Raw genomic sequence first — 17765 nt, 5'->3', positions numbered from 1 at the left:
GAGCGTGGTTCTCCTGGATTGACGGCCGCGGCTTCTCGGGTTCGTTTCGAGGACGCTTGACGCCGCTGCCGGGGTAATACTCGTCGCACAGGCGACCGAGTTGTTGAAATGGCGTGAACGCGATCAGTCCAGCATCAGTCTTGACATCCAGATGTTGCGGTGCAAATTCTAACACATGGGGTTGCGATCACCCCACGAGGCTACGGCCAAAGCATCGCGTCCATGAACCCGCAACAACGGAGGACGCGCTATGCCGTCATTTCTTGAAATCACAGTAGACAAACTCGCCCGCATCGTCGGCACGCCGAACCTGCCGACTATCATCGACGTCCGCACTGACGAAGATTTCGTAGCCGATCCTCGTTTCATTCCAGGATCGGTTCGACGGGACTTCCGCCGTGTTACTGAATGGGGCCCGGATATCTGTGGTCCGTCTATCGTCCTTTGTCAGAAGGGGCAAAAGCTTGGCCACGGCGTCGCCGCACACCTCCGCGTCATGGGAAAGCAAGCAGAGGTTCTGGAGGGCGGCTTTGAGGCATGGCGTGACGCGCGGGGCATGCTTGTACCCGAGGACAGGCTTCCCCGCCGGGACGCACAGGGACGGACCGTCTGGGTAACCCGCTCCCGTCCAAAGATAGACCGGATCGCCTGTCCGTGGCTAATCCGCCGCTTCGTCGATCCGTCCGCAATCTTCCTGTTCGTTCCAGCCACGGAAGTCGCGTTAGTCGGAGACCGCTTCAACGCGATGCCTTTCGACATCGAGGAGGCGTTCTGGAGCCATCGCGGAGAGCTGTGCACTTTTGATGTCATGGTCGAAGAGTTTGGTTTGAAGGACGACGCTCTTCTGCACCTGGCGTCAATCGTGCGCGGCGCGGACACGGCCAAACCCGAACTGGCACCAGAGGTGCAGGGGCTGCTCGCCATCTCGCTTGGCCTTTCGCGCATGTTCAACGACGATCTCGAACAACTTAATGCGGGCATGATGCTCTACGACGCCTTCTATCGCTGGTGCCGAGACGCAACCGACGAGACGCATAACTGGCCCAACCCGAGGAAGGGATGATGACCGTGACCGACCTTACGAAAACCAACGTTGCAAATCCTGGTGAATCCTCCAGCGACGTCGTGCCGTTCTCAGAAGCGATCAAAGTATGGGCGCGCGTTGCCGCCCTCAGCTTCGGTGGTCCAGCCGGGCAGATTGCGGTGATGCACCGGATCGTCGTCGATGAAAAGAAATGGGTAGGCGAGCACCGTTTCCTGCACGCTCTCAATTACTGCATGCTGCTACCTGGTCCCGAAGCCCATCAGCTCGCCATTTACATCGGCTGGCTCCTTAACAAGACGAAAGGCGGCATGATCGCAGGCCTCTTATTCGTGTTGCCTGGGTTCCTTTCCATTCTCACACTCAGCTACATTTATGTGATCTTCGGGGACGTCGCCGCCATTAAAGGCATGTTCTTCGGATTGAAGTGCGCGGTGCTTGCCGTCGTCATTCAGGCCGTCTTCCGCATCGGTAGCCGTGCCATCAAGAACAATGTAATGCTGGCGATTGCTGCGGCAGCCTTCATTGCCATTTTCTTCCTTCATGTGCCATTCCCTCTGATCATCACAGGAGCTGGTCTGATCGGCTATTTCGGCGGTCGCGCAGGGGTGCAGGCATTCAAGGTCGGAGGCAGTCACAAATCTGGTTCAGGGAAAATCCTGGAAGATCGTGACTCCGTGCTCGGCGAAGACATCCCGCACCACGCGAAACCTGACCTTGCATGGTCACTGAAGACGTCCGGTGCCTTGGCCGCACTCTGGCTCTTTCCGGTTACAGCACTCCTGCTCGCGCTCGGATGGGACAGTGTTTTTTCGAAGATTGGAGTGTTTTTTAGCCAGATGGCGGTCGTCACCTTTGGCGGAGCCTATGCGGTTCTCGCGTACGTTGCTCAAGCCGCCGTGGAAAATTATGGCTGGCTCCGTCCGGCTGAAATGCTCGATGGCCTTGGCATGGCAGAGACGACGCCTGGGCCCCTAATTATGGTCACGCAATTCGTCGGCTTCCTGGCTGGGTACAGAAATCCTGGCTCCCTGTCACCTCTGACGGCTGCGACGCTCGGGGCAATTCTGACAACCTGGGTGACTTTCCTACCGAGCTTCCTTTGGATATTCGTCGGAGCCCCATTTATTGAGAGAATGCGAGGGAATGTAGCTTTGAGCGGAGCCATGTCTGCTATCACGGCGGCGGTCGTCGGTGTAATCCTGAACCTGGCAATCTGGTTCGGCCTTCACGTACTGTTCTCCGAGGTAAAGCCCGCTTCGCTGGGTGGCAGGTCAATCGATCTGCCTGTCATCACCTCCATTGTGTGGCCATCCCTGGCACTGACAGTTGTTGCAGCTGTGGCGATCTTCCGGCTCAAATTCTCTGTGATCACGACGCTGCTTCTGAGCGCAGGACTTGGTATCCTCTGGAACTTAACTGGCCTCTAAGTCATCCTGGTGAGCGGCGTCAGAACCGGAGCCGCTTACCTCGAGCAAGTTGTCTGAAGCCTCTCAAGGAGGGCGAATAAGGTTGCCAAATCCGGAGAAATAACCTTGGAGCGCAGTTCTCCTGTGCCTGATAGATGTCAGTTGATGTATCCCGGCTCGCTCATCCTCTGGTTCTTGCTGCCCCGCTGGCAACTCCGTCGCGCGGCGGCGCGGTCGAGCGAGCGGGCGCCCTACGATTTTGGCACCCGTGCCGGTCCCGATATTGCCGAGGATCTTCACCTACGCGCCAATCAGCACGCCGCGTCTCACCTTGAGTTGGCGATCTATCTATGGATTGAAAAAATATCCGGCGACGCACAGCATATCATCGCTTTTGGTCTGTGTGGCGAATGGCGGGTTGAGATGGCGTCCTGCAAAGGGTATCAGTGCCCTAGTCCCCGACGGACCCTCCGCAAACAACAAGGCACATCCTGACATGACCCCGGACTTCCTCGTCACCCATTCCGGTGGCTTCCATGCCGACGAACTTCTGTCGAGCGTTGTGCTGACACGGCTTTTCCCGCAGGCCCGCCTCATCCGCAGCAGGATGCCTGAATGGATCACGCCCGGCGCGGACCGCATCATCTTCGATGTAGGCGGCGCTTATGACGCAGCAGCCGGAGTGTTCGACCACCACCAGCGCGGCGCGCCGTTGCGGGATGACGGCCAGCCCTACAGTTCGTTCGGTCTGATCTGGAAGCACTTCGGCCGTAACTATCTCGCCGCCTTCGGCGTTCCAAAAGACCACATCGAAACCATTCACGCCTCGTTCGATGCCAGCTTTGTACTGCCGGTCGATCTGGTCGACAACGGCACGCTTAACCCCTCCATCGCCGGACCGCTTGCCGGGCTAACCCTGCCTCTTTTGCTGGAAACTCTGAAGCCTGTTTTTGACGAGACAGATCCCGAAGCGGACAATCGCAGTTTCCACGCGGCGCTGGCTATTGCCCGCAGTTTCATTGAGGCGAAGATAGCCAAAAGTGCTGCGAAATTACGCGCCGAAGCGCTTGTGAACCGGGCTATCCTGGATGCCGGCAAAGGGCATATCCTGGAACTGCCGGTAGGAATGCCGTTTCGGCCCGCCATCGTAAAGGCGGGCGCCGACCATTTACTCTTTGTCGTCCATCCCCGCAACAATGACTGGTGCCTGACGGGTATCCGCCGCGCGGACGAGGGCTTTGAACTGCGAGCAGATTTGCCGGCGGCCTGGGCCGGCCTGACGGAGAACGACCTGGAGGCGGCTTGTGGCGTCGAAGGCGCGAGCTTTTGCCACAACGGCCGGTTTGTCGCAGCGGCCAGAACCCGCGATGCTGCACTAGCCATGGCGGAACTGGCAGTAAAGGAGGCCCTGTCCTTCGGCAAGGAAGAAATGGCGGCAAAGCCGTAACCTCCCAGGACTGCGCCGATGACGTGTTCCAGCCCCACCTCAGGGGTGGCAGCCGTGGCACGCGGATTACAAGCGGCGGGGCCGACCGAAACATGCCAAAGGCTGGAAAAGTGAATCAGGTCGATCCTGGACGCGTGACTGCAGGATAGTTTGGGTTTGGGTTCGCGATCTTGCGCCGCCGGCTTTGTGGCCAGACCGGTTCCCGTTGCTTCTGCCCTGCGATTCTTATTCGGTGAATGCCTCTTCGCGTTTGCGACTGATGCCTGGCGACAGTACAAGCGCCAGCACTGCAACGGCAAAGATCAGCAGCGACAGGCTGAGAGGACTACGCAGAAAGATCGTTGGATCACCCTGGCTGATCAGCATCGCACGGCGCAGGTTTTCCTCCAGCATCGGCCCGAGAATGAACCCGAGCAGCAACGGCGCCGGTTCGAAGCGCATCTTACTCAATGCAAATCCCACTGCGCTGAAGCCTGCCATGACGAAGACATCAAAAACGCTGTTGTTGATGCTGTAGGCGCCGATGCAGCAGAAGCCGATGATCGCCGGAAACAGCAGGTGGTACGGTACGGTCAGCATCCGGATCCAAAGCCCGATCAGCGGCAGGTTGAGAATGACGAGCATGAGATTGCCCGACCACATCGAGACAATCATGCCCCAGAACAATCGCGGCTCGTCGGAAATGACATTCGGGCCGGGTGTGATGCCCTGTATTATCATGGCACCGACCATAAGGGCCATGACCGGGTTTCCGGGGATGCCCAGGGTGAGCATGGGAATGAACGACGTCTGCGCGCCGGCATTGTTGGCGGATTCGGGAGCAGCGACCCCTTCAATGGCGCCTTTACCGAATTCGGCCCGATTGGGAGAAACCCGCTTCTCCATCGCATAGGCAGCAAACGAAGCCAGCATGGCCCCACCACCCGGCAAAACGCCGAGAAAGGAGCCGAGCGCGGTACCCCGTAAAACCGGTGCGCGAATCCGGCGGAAATCTTCCTTCGTCAACATCAATCCCGTGACACGCCTGACGCCGACCGAGCGCTCCTGCTCGTTTTCCAGATTACGCAATATCTCGCAAATTCCGAATATGCCCATGCTGACGGCGACAAAATTGAGCCCATCATAAAGTTCGGGTAAACTGAAAATATAGCGCGGTGTACCACTTTCGACATCGGTGCCGACCGTGCCGAGAAGCAGGCCAAAGACAATCATGGCAAAGGCCTTGAGCAGCGAGCCACTGGCGAGCGCGACGGAGGCGACGAGACCGAGAACCATCAATGAAAAATATTCGGCGGGCCCAAAATTGAGCGCGATCGCAGCAAGCGGCGGTGCGGCAACCGCAAGCAGGATGGTCGCTACCGTGCCGGCGAAGAAGGAACCGAGGGCAGCCGTTGCCAGGGCTGCACCCGCGCGGCCATTGCGGGCCATCTGGTAACCGTCGATCACGGTGACGACGGAAGAGCTTTCCCCCGGCAGATTGATGAGAATGGCCGTCGTCGAACCGCCGTATTGCGCCCCATAAAAGATGCCCGCCAGCATAATGAGCGCGGATTCCGGCGGCAGGCCGAAGGTGATCGGCAAGAGCATCGCAATCGTCGCCGTTGGCCCAAGCCCCGGCAACACCCCGATCGCAGTTCCCAGAAGACAGCCGATGAAGCCATAAAGCAGATTCATCGGCAGGAAAGCGGTCGATGCACCGAGCCAGAGGTTAGAGAAGATGTCCATATGCTATCCAATCCGGTTTCGCGGCTGGCTGACGAGCCTTAGAAAAAGTCACCGATGAAGGGGATCCATGGCCCGAAGGCACGGACAGGCAGCGCCAGGAGCTTCGTGAAAAGCAGAGCCGAGCAACCCGCCAGGAACAGGCCCAGCAGAATGGAATGACGCCAGTTGGCATAGCGGCTCGCAGCCGAGGCCCCGACAATGATCAGGAACATGGTTGGCGCAAGGCCAAGCCCTGCCAGCAGGAGACCGAAGCCGATGGGCGTGAGGATCACGAGAAAACAGGCTTTCCAGTTCCAGGTTTCGGCCACCCCCTCTTCAGCGCTGACCATCAGCGACTGGATGAGGATGAGCGCGCCAAGCCCCATGAGAAGCAGGCTCAGCATGGTCGGGAAATAGCCGGGCCCCATCTGAAAGGAATTGCCAACCTGCAGATCCCATCCAAACACGATGAACAGAAGCCCGACACAGATCATCGTCACGCCGCCGACGAAGTCGCGGCTGTTTTTTATCTTCAGCATGGCTAACCCTCGCGTGTGGAAAATGTACCGGCCGGGAATGAAACCCGGCCGGCAGATTGCTTATTGCAGTGGCACGTTGGCAGCCTTGATGACGTCGGCCCACTTGACGGTTTCTTTGTCGATGAAAGCCTGGAACTCGGCCGACGTATTGCCGACAGGCGTTACGCCCATCGCCTCAAGCCTGGCTTTCATCGCCGGATCGGCGATGATCGCCTGGACTTCACTGCTAAGCTTTTCCACAATTTCCGGCGGTGTGCCAGGAGGGGCGAACATGCCGTGCCACGAGGTTGCCTCGAAGCCCGGAATGACACTTGCCATCGTCGGCACGTCGGGCAAAAGAGTAGCCTTTTCGAGGCTTGTTACGGCGAGCGCCTTGACCTTGCCGGCCTTCACCTGCTGGGCAGCCGTCGGAATATTGTCAAACATCATGTCCACATGGCCAGCCACAACGTCGAGAATGGCCTGGCTGCTGCCCTTATAGGGCACGTGCGTGATCTTCAGATCGGCCTTGGTAGCCAGAAGCTCACCCGCGAGATGGATGGATGTGCCGACACCGGAGGAGGCATAAGTGTGCTTGCCCGGCTCCGTCTTCAGAAACGCGATCAGTTCCTCGACGTTGTTCGCCTTTATCTTCTCCGGATTGACGACCAGTACATTGGGCAGGCTTGCAATCAGCGAAATCGGAGAAAAACCCTTTTCCCTGTCGTAAGGCAGGGTCTTGTAGAGCGTCTGGTTGATCGCGTTGGAACTGACCGTGCCCATGCCGATCGTGTAACCGTCCGGCTTTGACCGGGCCAGATCACCAAGGCCGATATTGCCACCGGCGCCGGGCTTGTTTTCAATGATGAAGCGCTGTCCCAGCCTTTTGCCCAGCTCTTCCGCAACAAGACGGCCGAAGGTATCTGTATTGCCTCCTGCGGCAAAGGGAACGATCACGGTCACCGTCCTGGATGGGTATTCGTCTGCGCGGCTCGACTGCAGACCGGCTGCGCATATTACAGCTGTTGCAGCCGCAAACGCCATGAAACGCCTGAGAATCATACTATTTCCTCCACTTTTCTGGCTTCCTGCCAGTGCTGCTTGCCACCCTTCGAAACCCTCCTCCCGAAGAAATGAAAGCGCTTTCATTGTAACTTCAAAACTCTTCACTGCAACCATGGAGAATATTTTTTAAATTGATATAAATCAATAAGTTAACTTTAGCACACCGAATCCCGGCACGACGAGCCTTGATTAAATTCAATATGAAAGCGTAAATCATTTCTGAAGGAATTACAGAGATGTTCGAACACGGCAAGAATAGCCACATCATCACAAACGGCCCAGTGACACTCGCCGACATTGCGAAGCTGGCGGGCGTTTCACCCGTCACGGTTTCCCGGGCGATCAACACACCCGGCATGGTCAAACCCGGGACGCTGGAAGTGATTGAACGTGTGATCGCGAAGACGGGTTACGTGCCCAATCTACTGGCCGGCGGTCTTGCTTCCCGACGATCCCGACTGATCGCCGCCATTGTGCCTTCCGTCTCCAGCACGATTTTTGCTGAGACCATCGAAGGCCTGAACGCCGAGCTGGTTCCCGCCGGCTATCAGCTTCTGCTTGGCCTCTCCGGTTACGACAACACCCGGGAGCTGGAACTGACCCGCGCGATTCTGGCGCGCCGCCCCGACGGTATCATCCTCACTGGCATCACGCATCTGAAGGAAACGCGCGCGATGTTGACGGGCGCCGGCCTGCCGATCGTCGAAATATGGGATTCCACTCCCTCACCGCTAGATACCGCAGTCGGTTTCTCGCACGCAGCAGTTGGTGCTCTGGTAGCGGAACATTTGTTGATCAAAGGCTACGAGCGCTATGCCCAGATTGGCGCCAACGACCCTCGCGCCGTTCAGCGCCGCGACGGCTTCGTCAGTCGCCTCAAAGGGATCGCGGATGTGGAATTGCCGGCACTGGAGATGAACTCCCCCTCCACTTTCCAGGACGGGAGGTTGGCGATGGCGCAGCTTCTGGACCGCGGACAGGGCACGCTTGGCGTGTTCTGCTCGTCGGACGTGGTCGCGCACGGCGCCCTGGCCGAAGCGCATGCCCGCGGCTGCCGTATGCCCGACAAGCTCGCCATTATAGGTTTCGGCGATTTTGACTTCGCTCCCTACACGCACCCGCCCCTTACGACCGTCCGCATCGACCGCCGCGACATTGGCACCAAGGCAGCGCGCTCCATTCTCAGAAAGATAGAAGGCGACGGGAATGTGGAGACCATGATCAACATCGACTTCCACATCGTTGCCCGCGGCACCGCCTGAAGCGCCCCGGTCTACGGCCGTTTGCCAAATTCGGCCGTGCCGCGCGTCCAATGACCGGCCTGCTCTGAAAGAGTGATGCCAAGACCAGGCCGGGTCGGCACCAGCATGCGACCACCCCTGATCTCCAACCGCTCGTTGAACAGCGGATCGAGCCAGTCGAAATGCTCCACCCAGGGCTCAAGTTCGTAGGCTGCAGCCAGATGGAGATGGATTTCCATCGCGAAATGCGGCGCAAGTTGCAGCTTCCTGGCTTCGGCCAGCGCGCAGATTTTCAGAAATTGCGTGATGCCCCCGACGCGCGGGGCATCTGGCTGGATGAAATCGACGGAATTATTCTGGATCAGCGAAACATGTTCGAGAACGCTCGCCAGCATTTCGCCGGTTGCGATCGGGGTATCAAGCTGTGCGGCGAGCGTCGCATGGCCCTCAAAGTCATAGGCGTCCAGCGGCTCTTCAATCCACGTCAGATTATAGGGCTCCATGAGACGGCCGAAACGCATCGCGCCTGGACGATCCCATTGCTGATTCGCATCGACCATCATCGCCACCCGGCCGTCAATGCGCTCGTGCACCGCGGCAACGCGTTTCAGGTCGATATTCATTTCGGGCTGGCCGACTTTGATCTTGACGCCTCCGATCCCCGCGGCAATCGAGCTCTCGACATTTTCGAGAACTTCCTCGATGGGCGACGATAAAAAGCCACCGGACGTGTTATAGCACTGCACGGAATCGCGATGGGCGCCGAGCAATTTCGCCAGAGGCAGGCCTGCGCGTTTGGCCTTGAGATCCCACAAAGCCACGTCGAAGGCGGCGATCGCCTGAACGGCGAGCCCGCTGCGGCCCACCGACGCCCCCGCCCAGCAAAGCTTGTTCCACAGCTTGCCGATGTCGTTCGGGTCCTCGCCGACCAGAACATTGGCGATCTCCTTGGCATGCTCATACTGGCCCGGCCCACCGGCACGCTTGGAATAACTGAAACCAATGCCGCTATGACCGTGCTTCGTCTCTATCTCCGCGAAGAGAAACGCCACTTCGATCAAAGGTTTCTGCCTGCCGGTCAAAACTTTTGCATCGCTGATCGGCGTCTTCAACGGCAGAAAGATGGAGGAGAGCTTTATCCAGGCAATGCTGTCTGCGCCGGAGTTCTGCTGCAGGTGGGCCGTTTTTTTTGGCTGCGCATCCATGTCTTCGCCTCTTTGATTACCCAGTTTGGGCAAGTCTTGCCTTGACTGATATCGCTGCAATCAATTTAAGTCCAAGTTGTTTTCTGTTAGATATCGATACCGGATGTGAATAGATGCTTGACTTGGGACAGGTCCGTTCATTTGTCGCCGTCGCCGCCGAACTGAACTTCAGCCGCGCAGCCCGACGACTGAACATAACCCAGCCTCCGCTCAGCCGGCAGATCAAGCTGCTGGAACAGGAACTCGACGTCACACTCTTCGAGAGGACCAGCCGAAGTGTCGTCCTGACGCCAGCCGGGCTAACCTTCCTGGCCGAAGCGCAAAAATTGCTTGAGCTGGGCGACGCAGCGGTCGTCGCAACGAGAAGGGCAGCTCGCGGTAGCACGGGATCGGTAAAAATAGCCTTTGTCGGCGCCAGCACCTATAGCTTCCTGCCACGATTCATCAGTCAGACTCGCACTACCGCACCCCAGATCGAACTCGAACTGGTGCAGATGGAAACGGCGGAGCAGCTACAATCGATCAATGCCGGCGATATCGATCTGGGCCTGTCTCGCCCGCTCACCGGCCACCATCACCTCGAAAGTCTGTGCGTCGCACGCGAACCCATGATGCTGGCCATCCCCCACACGCATCCGCTCGCCGCCAAACGCCGACCCACGCTGAATGCACTCAATGGTGAGCCTTTTATCATGTTTTCGCCGCCGGCACGCTATCTGCACGACAAGCTGACCAGACTGATAGAGCAGAACGGGCTCACGCCCCGCATCGTCCAGAGCATGACACATTCCCAGGCCATCCTCTCATTGGTCAGCGCCGGAATCGGTCTTGCACTCGTGCCTGCCGGCACCCAAAATGCCTGCTTTGACGACGTGGTATTCCGAGCGCTGGACCTGCAAGAAGAATGCATTGCGGAGCTTCATGCCATCTGGAGTTCCGACAACCGCAATCCTCTGCTCCCGGAAATACGCAACATCGTCACGGTTCGGCATACATTGTAGCTTTGCGCCAGCATGCGGCACCCGGAACCGACGAGGAACCGTGGTGACCGCAAACACTTTGTGATTCCACCTTCTTGCCACCCTTGATGAAGTCGATGAAGGCACGGAGAGGTGCCGGCACCAGCCGGCGGGCCGGGGTAATAGAGATAGGGGCCTGAGAAGCTCAGCCACCACGACTCCAGCAGGGTTCAAGTGCGCCGCTTGCCAGATGCGGCTCCAGCCAATCCTCGAAGAGATAAACGATACCCATGCCGGTAATGGCGGCGCTGACGCCAAGATCGTGCAGCCGCCCGATTGTACAAGGAGCTGGCCCGCCGGCGAACTCATCGAGAAGCACCGCCAATTCGCGGACGTCGAAGACGTCGGCGACGTCAAGGCAATCGCCGCCTGACCGTTTTCGGGCCGGGAGTGCCACCGGGGTGCGGCCGGCCTTTGTTGTGTCGGTCATCACCGACTGCCTCCTTGCGTCGCTACCGTGACAGGGGATCTTCGTCATCGATCAAGGTGAGACGGCAGGGAGCCGCATCGCTCCACTTCCACAGAACAAGATTGAAATCATCACTGGTCGCACCGGGGGCGAAACTTCTGACGAGCAATCCATGATAGCCGGATGAAGCGAGCCTTCGGGCGAAGGCTTGCGTTTCTGCCTCACCGTTCGCTTTCATCTGATCGCGCCACGTCGTATCGGCGAACATCGCCGCATCCGTGCCCTCTACCCGCAGGGCGGCACCTTTCCGGCTGTCGAAAACGCGCTCCATGTCCGCATCGTAGGAAACGAGTGCCGTCGGCTGCAGGTTGCCGACCTGATTGGCTTCCCGCAGCGCTATCATGATCGACAACGATGTATAGAGCGCAGGCACACCCTTCGGGTTGAACCGGCCGCCATAAAGCTCTGCACCACGACCTGACAGCGGCTCACGCGCATAGATCGGGTTCAGTGCCCGGTAGAGTTTTCCCTGATAATGGAGCATGGTGACTATGCGTGAACGCCGGCATCTACCGCATCGATATAGTCGAGCACATCGTCGGCGCGGCCTTCGCGGACCAGTTGCATGGCCGTCTGGCCGGAAAAGCCGGGCAGCGGTTCGGAGCGATACCAGGCGTAGGCCATTAGTGCCGAGCCGAAACGCGGTTCCACCTTATTGACGACTTCGGTCATCTCGCGCAGGCGCCGCTGCGTCCTGGCCGAACGGATACGGTCCTTGCGCTGGATAGCATCTTTCCCGAGGCCCGCCGTACGGGCGATTTCTTCGCTGGTCGTGCGAAAGGCGTCGGCAATCTTGCGCGGCGAGAAAAGTCCGCTCGCGGATCTGGCGACCGATGACGTCTGCGTTCAACCCGCCGTTCGCGATCCCGCCCAATGCACCTCAACGAAATCCCAAGGCCCCGGACATTCAATGGATACCGGTGATCGTCATGTTTTCGGACGGTCGTATCCATAAAATTCGCCATGGCCGGTCGCGCAGATCGCCACCAGACCGGGGAGCGTCTCAATGCCCGGCGTGCGGCACAAACATCAAACGGCCTCAATGAAAGGATATGCAGAGATCAGACCGCGATGCCGCCCTTAACGGTGGCGATACCGTTGGCAGATAGCCTGCATCAGTCGCCGTCGATTATTCCCGATATTATGACCTTTGAGGAGCGAGCCGTTTCAAGGCTTGAAGCGTTTATTGAATTCACCACACCGCATTTCCCGCCCCGCCCGCAGACCCACCCGCCCGGTTATCGCTGCTGCAGCTAACACCACTTCCGAGAGCCTGAAACGGCGATACGCGCAGCATATGCTGCTTGCCTCTGAAAGTGCCCTGGCCGGCGATCAGATCGAGGCAGAAAACCATTATCAACACGCCGAACACTTTTATCGCACGGCAGCTCTACAGAAGGCAGGCCATCAACAATGATCACAGAGACGATTTCCAATACTGCTGAAGGCTCGGATGAAAAAGTCTGGCTGAAGGTTCTCTCCAAATATCGCACACCTCACGCGGGCCGCAGCATCTTCGAACTCGCGGTGACTGCTATCCCCTTCGTTGTATTCTGGGTGTTGACCTGGCTTGCGGTGCACCTGGACATCTGGTGGGGCCTGATCCTGATTATTCCCGCCGCTGGGTTTCTGCTCCGCCTGTTCATGATCCAGCACGACTGTGGCCATGGTTCCTTCTTCGCGCGCCGCCGCTTTGACGACTGGACCGGGCGCGTTCTCGGCGTTCTCACCCTCACCCCCTATGACTATTGGCGCAGGGCGCACGCCACCCATCACGCCTCGGCGGGCAATCTCGATGAGCGCGGGGTTGGCGACATCACCACTCTGACTGTGAGAGAATACCACGACCGCTCCTGGTGGGGACGGGTTGGATATCGTCTTTATCGGCATCCGATGATCATGTTCGGCGTCGGGCCAGCCTGGCTTTTCCTGTTCCAGCAACGCCTGCCATTCGGCATGATGCGCGACGGCGCCCTCCCCTGGATATCAACCATGGCCACCAACGTTGCTGTGACGGCGGTTGCCTCATTGCTGATCTGGGCAATCGGTCCGGTATCGTTTCTTGTCGTTCATCTGCCGATCGTCCTTTTGGCCGGCTCCATCGGCGTCTGGCTCTTCTACGTGCAGCATCAGTTCGAGGAAACGCACTGGTCGAAAGAACCGGAATGGCAATTTCCGAAAGCTGCCTTGCATGGCGCCTCCCATTATGATCTGCCACTTGTCCTGCGCTGGATGACCGGAAATATTGGGGTCCACCATGTGCACCATCTCTCGAGCAGGGTCCCCTATTATCGCCTGCAGGAGGTTCTACGGGACCATCCGGAGCTGGGCGAAATTGGCAGGATCACGCTGTGGCAAAGCATACGATGCGTCAAGCTGGTACTGTGGGACGAGCGGAGCCGGAAGCTGGTTTCGTTTCGCCAAGCCGCCGCAGTCGCTGACGCGCGCTAATGTATCCGTTCAGCTATTTTATGCAGTGGCTCCGGCGTCGACATAAAACGGATGCCGCGCGTTGCGCGTTGACCGGTAAAATGTGGTAGCGATCGGCGAAAGTCGGCCACTGCGTGTGTTTACCCGACCCAAACCCTTTCCCTCCTGAAGACATCAGCCTTGGTATCACCTCGTCCATCGCCTATCAAAGTCGGGAAGAAGAAGGCACGCAGGCCCACTGGGGATCCTCGAACACGAATGGGGCTCTTGCAGGTATTTCGCCGTTCTGTTCGCCGAGGTGGTACGCAGCTTTTGAATTTTCGGAGACTTTCCAGCTGCTTGCAGCGGATCCCGGTCGTCGTCAGCCTGAGAGATGCCGGAGCACAGATTCGGCATTGTGTAACCCATTGAGAGCTTGGCGATTTAGCGATATGTTTCTCTCCGTGGCGAGGGGGTCGAACGACTAACCAGGAGTTTTCATGCCGACCGGTACCGTAAAATTTTTCAACGAAGATAAGGGATTTGGCTTCATCACTCCTGAGAACGGAGGCTCGGATGTCTTTGTGCACGCCTCTGCCCTGGAACGCGGTGGCTCCTTGAGAGAAGGGCAAAAGGTGAGTTACGAGTTGGGGCAGGATCGCAAGACTGGAAAATCAAAGGCCGAAAACGTCAGCGTGCTTTAACACATCCACGGCTTTGGATAGGCCGCAGTTGGTCTGGATCCACGGGCACATTAACCGATTTTGTGCCAGAGACAATGACACGTCCAGCGTCCGGACTACTTCAGCATCCTCTTCAGTTGTGCATTTGCAGCTGAAGCTTGGACGCCAGTTGGTCTCGCAACAGCCTGATCTCTTCATTAAGGCCGAGTGCACCGCCAGAAACCTGTACCGGCAGTCGATCGGCATTCTGCGAAATCTCGACCACCACTACCGCGGCTCGGTTCTTCAAAGACCACCGGCAGGCCACCAATGGAGTCGAAGCTGCATTCTCATCGCGCGCAAGTAAAAACTCACATGTGGCGTTCTGGCCTGCTTCTGCGCAAGGCATGACCGGTGTTGACGGGCGCGTGAAAGCTCCGATTTCAGGAGTGGGGACCGTCCACGCGAACGATAGGGCTGAGGTGGCGCTGAACCGTCTTGATGCAGGTGGGCATATCGATCTCGGGCATAGAGCCAGCGGTTCGCGTTGCTGCCCGCCCGGACGGGTTGAACGGCGTTGCAAAGCAGATCCCAGCTCGACGGTGAGGTACCGCATAGAGAGAAATCGGCGCTGCCCTTTCGGAGCAGTCGTTCTGGGCGTCGATGTCGCCTTGGCCCAAGGGGTCCCCCCGCACCTGCTAGCCTGCCCCCAAGCATCCTCGGTAATACTGGCGATGCGAACAGGAATTCACCCAATCTTGCGCCGCCAAGTTTTCTATCAAGAAAATATTTCTTGAGAAAGAAACCGAATTGCGCATATAATGCGCAAAATTCACAGCCTGATTAAAATCTATACAAAAGTCCATTTTTCAACCAGCTGCAGGTATCTCCATGCGCCATCTTCTTTCGTGTGTTTCATTTGCCGCCGCAGTTCTTGCCGGCGTGTCGTTATCGGTCGCGCAGGATCAGCGCACCCTTGTCGTATCCGAGTGGGGCTACACCCCTAAGGAAAGCCAGGAGTATCTCTACAAGCCGTTCGAAGAGAAATATAACGTCAAGGTCGTCATCGAGACCGGAAACAACGCCGACCGTCTCAACAAGATGAAAATCCGCGGCGGCGTGGACGTGATGTTCATTACCGACGCATTCTCGCAGCAGGGCATCGACGACGGCGTGTTTGCCAGGATGGACCCGAAACTGTTGCCAAACCTCGATGATATCTATGATGTGGCCAAGGCTCCGCAGGGTTCCGAATGGGGACCGGGTTACACGGTTGGTCGTTACGGCATCATCTACGACACGGCCAGGGTCAAGCCAATCACGTCATGGAAGGATCTCTGGCGCGAAGATCTCAAAGGTCATGTCGCGGTTCCCGGCTTCACGACCACGACCGGGCCTGTAACGGTCATCGTTGCCGGTGAACGCGTTGGCGTCGACGCCTTTGCCGATCCGGATGCCGCCTTCAAAAGCCTCGCCGAGATGAAGCCGAATATCCGCAAGACCTATTTGTCCGGCTCCGAGTTGACCAACCTGTTTTCGACCGGCGAAGTCAGTGTTGCTGCCGTTCAGGACTTTGCAGTGCCCGCCATCATGAAAGCAATCCCGACCGCACGGTGGGCTGCGCTTGATGAAGGCGCATTCCTTGTTTTCAATACGCTGAATATCGGCGCCAAGTCGAAGAACAAGGATCTCGCACACGCCTTCATCAACTACCGCCTCAGCGCCGACGTACAGAAGAAATTCGCAACGGTTGGCGATGGCACCGTCAACAGGAAGGTTTCGCTGACCCCGGAAGAGACAAAGACAATGGCATACGGTCCGGAAGAAATTGCCAAGCTGCGCAAGACGGATTTCGGCAGCATCATCAAGGCCAAATCGGACTGGTCGGGTCGCTGGGACGAAGTCTTCGGTCAATAAGCCTTAAAACATGGTCGGAAATACGCAATGAAACTTCAGTTCAGGCGGTCCCTTCCCCTGCTTCTGGTGCTTCCGGGAACGCTGGTTGTACTGGCGTTCCTGGTTCTGCCGGTGGCGGGAACCTTTTCAGGAACCATCGGGCCATCCGGAAACCGGTTTGCGCTGTATGATAGCTTTTTTTCGAACAGCACCAATGTGCGCATCGTAATACGCACGATCCGCATCGCACTGATCTCGACCTTCATATCGCTGGTGTTCGGCTTCGTCGCAGCCACCGTGCTTGTTCGGACCCGGGGCTGGCTGCGACAGATATTGCTGGTCGCCAGCGTGTTCCCGCTGCTGACGGGCGCGATCGTACGCAGCTTCGCCTGGATGGTCATCCTCGGGCGCAACGGCATCATCAATTCATCGCTGGTGTCGATTGGCGCGATCGATGAGCCGCTGACGCTGCTGTTTACCGAATTTTCCCTTATCATCGGCCTTGTCTATCTGTTCACGCCGCTGGCGATCCTGTCTTTGATGGGGGTGCTGGAAGCCATCGATGAAAGCGTGCTCGATGCCTCGGCATCACTGGGTGCCACTCCCTTTGCAGTGTTTCGCCAGGTCACGCTGCCGCTTGCCGTTCCCGGCCTCATTGTCGGTGGCGTGCTGGTGTTCACCGGCAGCCTTGCCGCCTTTGCGACCGCGCGTCTACTGGGCGGTGAGGGTCAGAAGATCCTGCCTGCCCTGCTGCATGAAAAGGCGATGGTTTCGTTTGACTGGGATTCGGCCAACACAATCGCCGTCGTCATGGTCGCCCTGACTGTCGTCGTCATCGTCGGCGCACAATATCTGGCCCGACGCCTCAATCCGGTGACGGGATAATCCGATGCAGCGCAAACCTCACATTGTCGTACAGGTCCTTGCGGCCTTCGTTTTCGCATTCCTTCTGCTGCCGCTGGTGATCATTCTCGGCGCATCGTTGACAGAAGGCACCTTCCTGACGTTCCCGCCACAGGGTCTGTCCCTGCGCTGGTTCAGCTTCGTGCTGCAGCAGGAAAATTTCATCACCAGTTTCCAGACAAGCCTGATCGTCGCCATCTGTGGCACCGGCTTTGCGTTGCTGGTCGGTGTGCCGGTTGCCTATGCGCTGGCAAGGTTCCGTTCCGGGTTACCGAACTGGTACAGCTCGATCTTTTTCCTACCCGTCCTGGTGCCGGAAATCGTCTTCGGATTTTCGCTGCTGAAAAGCATCATCGTCGAATATGAGCTGCCTGTGATAACCGCGCTTCTGATCGGCCACACGATTATCGCCATTCCCTATGCGGTGCGCGTGGTCGGCGCCAGTCTCGCGGCCTTCGATTTCAGCGCCGAAGAGGCGGCCGTCAGTCTCGGCGCTTCACCGCTCAAGACATTTTTCGTCGTGGTTCTGCCCAACATCAGCTCAGGCATTGTCGCCGCGTTCATTCTTGCGTTCATCACATCGCTCAATGATGTTTCCGTTTCGCTGTTCTTGACGGGACCGGGCGTCAGTACGCTGCCCATTGAGTTGTTCACCTATGTCGAACAACATTTCGATCCTTCCGTTGCCGCTGTTTCCGTATTGCTGATGCTGTTGACCATCGCCGTCATCGCCATCATCGAACGAACGCTCGGCCTTTCAAAGGTTATGAGGTAAT

Annotated in this window: 19 protein-coding genes and 1 pseudogene; 13 read left to right on the top strand and 7 right to left on the bottom strand. The window is 57.9% G+C overall.

Annotated features, from left to right (window positions below):
- Window positions 1-250: 250 nt before the first annotated feature.
- The 4 genes from QSK43_RS24420 (at window position 251) to QSK43_RS24405 (ending at window position 3898) form a co-directional block, all read left to right on the top strand.
- Window positions 251-1063, top strand: a complete 813-nt coding sequence (locus QSK43_RS24420; RefSeq protein ID WP_332305643.1) for a sulfurtransferase/chromate resistance protein — start codon at window positions 251-253, stop codon at window positions 1061-1063.
- Entirely contained in the window at window positions 1060-2472 is a 1413-nt protein-coding gene (gene chrA, locus QSK43_RS24415) for a chromate efflux transporter (protein ID WP_425965028.1), read from the top strand. Before QSK43_RS24420 ends, chrA begins: the two co-directional genes overlap by 4 nt.
- Window positions 2473-2577: 105 nt before the next feature.
- Window positions 2578-2946 carry a hypothetical protein gene (locus QSK43_RS24410; protein ID WP_332305641.1) on the top strand — a complete coding sequence of 123 codons (369 nt, stop codon included), beginning with the start codon at window positions 2578-2580 and terminating at the stop codon, window positions 2944-2946.
- Between the two features lies 1 nt (window position 2947).
- Window positions 2948-3898 (top strand): MYG1 family protein, encoded by a 951-nt coding sequence (locus QSK43_RS24405; RefSeq protein WP_332305640.1) that lies wholly within the window; start codon window positions 2948-2950, stop codon window positions 3896-3898.
- 225 nt (window positions 3899-4123) lie between these two features.
- Here the strand turns inward: QSK43_RS24405 and QSK43_RS24400 are convergent, their stop codons facing one another.
- The 3 genes from QSK43_RS24400 to QSK43_RS24390 are packed head-to-tail and all read right to left on the bottom strand — an operon-like array spanning window position 4124 to window position 7182.
- Window positions 4124-5623 carry a tripartite tricarboxylate transporter permease gene (locus QSK43_RS24400; protein WP_332305639.1) on the bottom strand — a complete coding sequence of 500 codons (1500 nt, stop codon included), beginning with the start codon at window positions 5621-5623 and terminating at the stop codon, window positions 4124-4126.
- Window positions 5624-5661: 38 nt separating this feature from the next.
- Window positions 5662-6141: a tripartite tricarboxylate transporter TctB family protein gene (locus tag QSK43_RS24395; RefSeq protein ID WP_332305638.1), complete on the bottom strand. Its 480-nt coding sequence runs from the start codon at window positions 6139-6141 to the stop codon at window positions 5662-5664.
- Window positions 6142-6201: 60 nt separating this feature from the next.
- Entirely contained in the window at window positions 6202-7182 is a 981-nt protein-coding gene (locus tag QSK43_RS24390) for a Bug family tripartite tricarboxylate transporter substrate binding protein (protein WP_332305637.1), read from the bottom strand.
- 239 nt (window positions 7183-7421) lie between these two features.
- Between QSK43_RS24390 and QSK43_RS24385 the strand changes: the two genes are divergently transcribed.
- Window positions 7422-8447, top strand: coding sequence for a LacI family DNA-binding transcriptional regulator (locus QSK43_RS24385; RefSeq protein WP_332305636.1), 1026 nt, complete (start codon window positions 7422-7424; stop codon window positions 8445-8447).
- A gap of 11 nt (window positions 8448-8458) precedes the next feature.
- Here the strand turns inward: QSK43_RS24385 and QSK43_RS24380 are convergent, their stop codons facing one another.
- Window positions 8459-9631, bottom strand: a complete 1173-nt coding sequence (locus tag QSK43_RS24380) for an L-talarate/galactarate dehydratase (protein ID WP_332305635.1) — start codon at window positions 9629-9631, stop codon at window positions 8459-8461.
- Window positions 9632-9744: 113 nt separating this feature from the next.
- Between QSK43_RS24380 and QSK43_RS24375 the strand changes: the two genes are divergently transcribed.
- Window positions 9745-10632 (top strand): LysR family transcriptional regulator, encoded by an 888-nt coding sequence (locus QSK43_RS24375; protein ID WP_332305634.1) that lies wholly within the window; start codon window positions 9745-9747, stop codon window positions 10630-10632.
- Here QSK43_RS24375 and QSK43_RS24370 read toward each other — a convergent pair.
- The 3 genes and pseudogenes from QSK43_RS24370 to QSK43_RS24360 form a co-directional block, all read right to left on the bottom strand.
- Window positions 10610-10918, bottom strand: a pseudogene (locus QSK43_RS24370) (hypothetical protein); the annotation flags it as partial. The gene QSK43_RS24375 and the pseudogene QSK43_RS24370 overlap by 23 nt on opposite strands.
- Window positions 10919-11102: 184 nt before the next feature.
- Entirely contained in the window at window positions 11103-11603 is a 501-nt protein-coding gene (locus QSK43_RS24365; RefSeq protein ID WP_332305633.1) for an RES family NAD+ phosphorylase, read from the bottom strand.
- A gap of 5 nt (window positions 11604-11608) precedes the next feature.
- On the bottom strand, window positions 11609-11911 hold the full coding sequence (locus tag QSK43_RS24360) for an MbcA/ParS/Xre antitoxin family protein (RefSeq protein ID WP_332305683.1): 303 nt from the start codon (window positions 11909-11911) through the stop codon (window positions 11609-11611).
- Between the two features lie 171 nt (window positions 11912-12082).
- On the opposite strand from QSK43_RS24360, the gene QSK43_RS24355 reads away from it, so the two are divergent.
- The 7 genes from QSK43_RS24355 (at window position 12083) to QSK43_RS24330 (ending at window position 17764) form a co-directional block, all read left to right on the top strand.
- Window positions 12083-12376, top strand: a complete 294-nt coding sequence (locus QSK43_RS24355) for a hypothetical protein (protein ID WP_332305632.1) — start codon at window positions 12083-12085, stop codon at window positions 12374-12376.
- Window positions 12270-12536 carry a DUF4167 domain-containing protein gene (locus tag QSK43_RS27230; protein WP_442967884.1) on the top strand — a complete coding sequence of 89 codons (267 nt, stop codon included), beginning with the start codon at window positions 12270-12272 and terminating at the stop codon, window positions 12534-12536. Before QSK43_RS24355 ends, QSK43_RS27230 begins: the two co-directional genes overlap by 107 nt.
- Window positions 12533-13570: a fatty acid desaturase gene (locus QSK43_RS24350; protein ID WP_332305631.1), complete on the top strand. Its 1038-nt coding sequence runs from the start codon at window positions 12533-12535 to the stop codon at window positions 13568-13570. Before QSK43_RS27230 ends, QSK43_RS24350 begins: the two co-directional genes overlap by 4 nt.
- A gap of 458 nt (window positions 13571-14028) precedes the next feature.
- On the top strand, window positions 14029-14232 hold the full coding sequence (locus tag QSK43_RS24345) for a cold-shock protein (protein WP_332305630.1): 204 nt from the start codon (window positions 14029-14031) through the stop codon (window positions 14230-14232).
- Window positions 14233-15081: 849 nt separating this feature from the next.
- Window positions 15082-16107 (top strand): ABC transporter substrate-binding protein, encoded by a 1026-nt coding sequence (locus QSK43_RS24340; RefSeq protein ID WP_332305629.1) that lies wholly within the window; start codon window positions 15082-15084, stop codon window positions 16105-16107.
- Between the two features lie 27 nt (window positions 16108-16134).
- Window positions 16135-16971 (top strand): ABC transporter permease, encoded by an 837-nt coding sequence (locus tag QSK43_RS24335; protein WP_332305628.1) that lies wholly within the window; start codon window positions 16135-16137, stop codon window positions 16969-16971.
- Window positions 16972-16975: 4 nt separating this feature from the next.
- Window positions 16976-17764: an ABC transporter permease gene (locus tag QSK43_RS24330; protein ID WP_332305627.1), complete on the top strand. Its 789-nt coding sequence runs from the start codon at window positions 16976-16978 to the stop codon at window positions 17762-17764.
- Window position 17765 lies beyond the last annotated feature (1 nt).

Source organism: Rhizobium sp. GR12 (genome assembly GCF_036596185.1).
In the GTDB taxonomy this organism is placed as follows: Bacteria; Pseudomonadota; Alphaproteobacteria; order Rhizobiales; family Rhizobiaceae; genus Agrobacterium; species Agrobacterium nepotum.
Note: the sequence above shows the minus strand (reverse complement) of the source record. Positions and strands in the feature narration are given on the sequence as shown.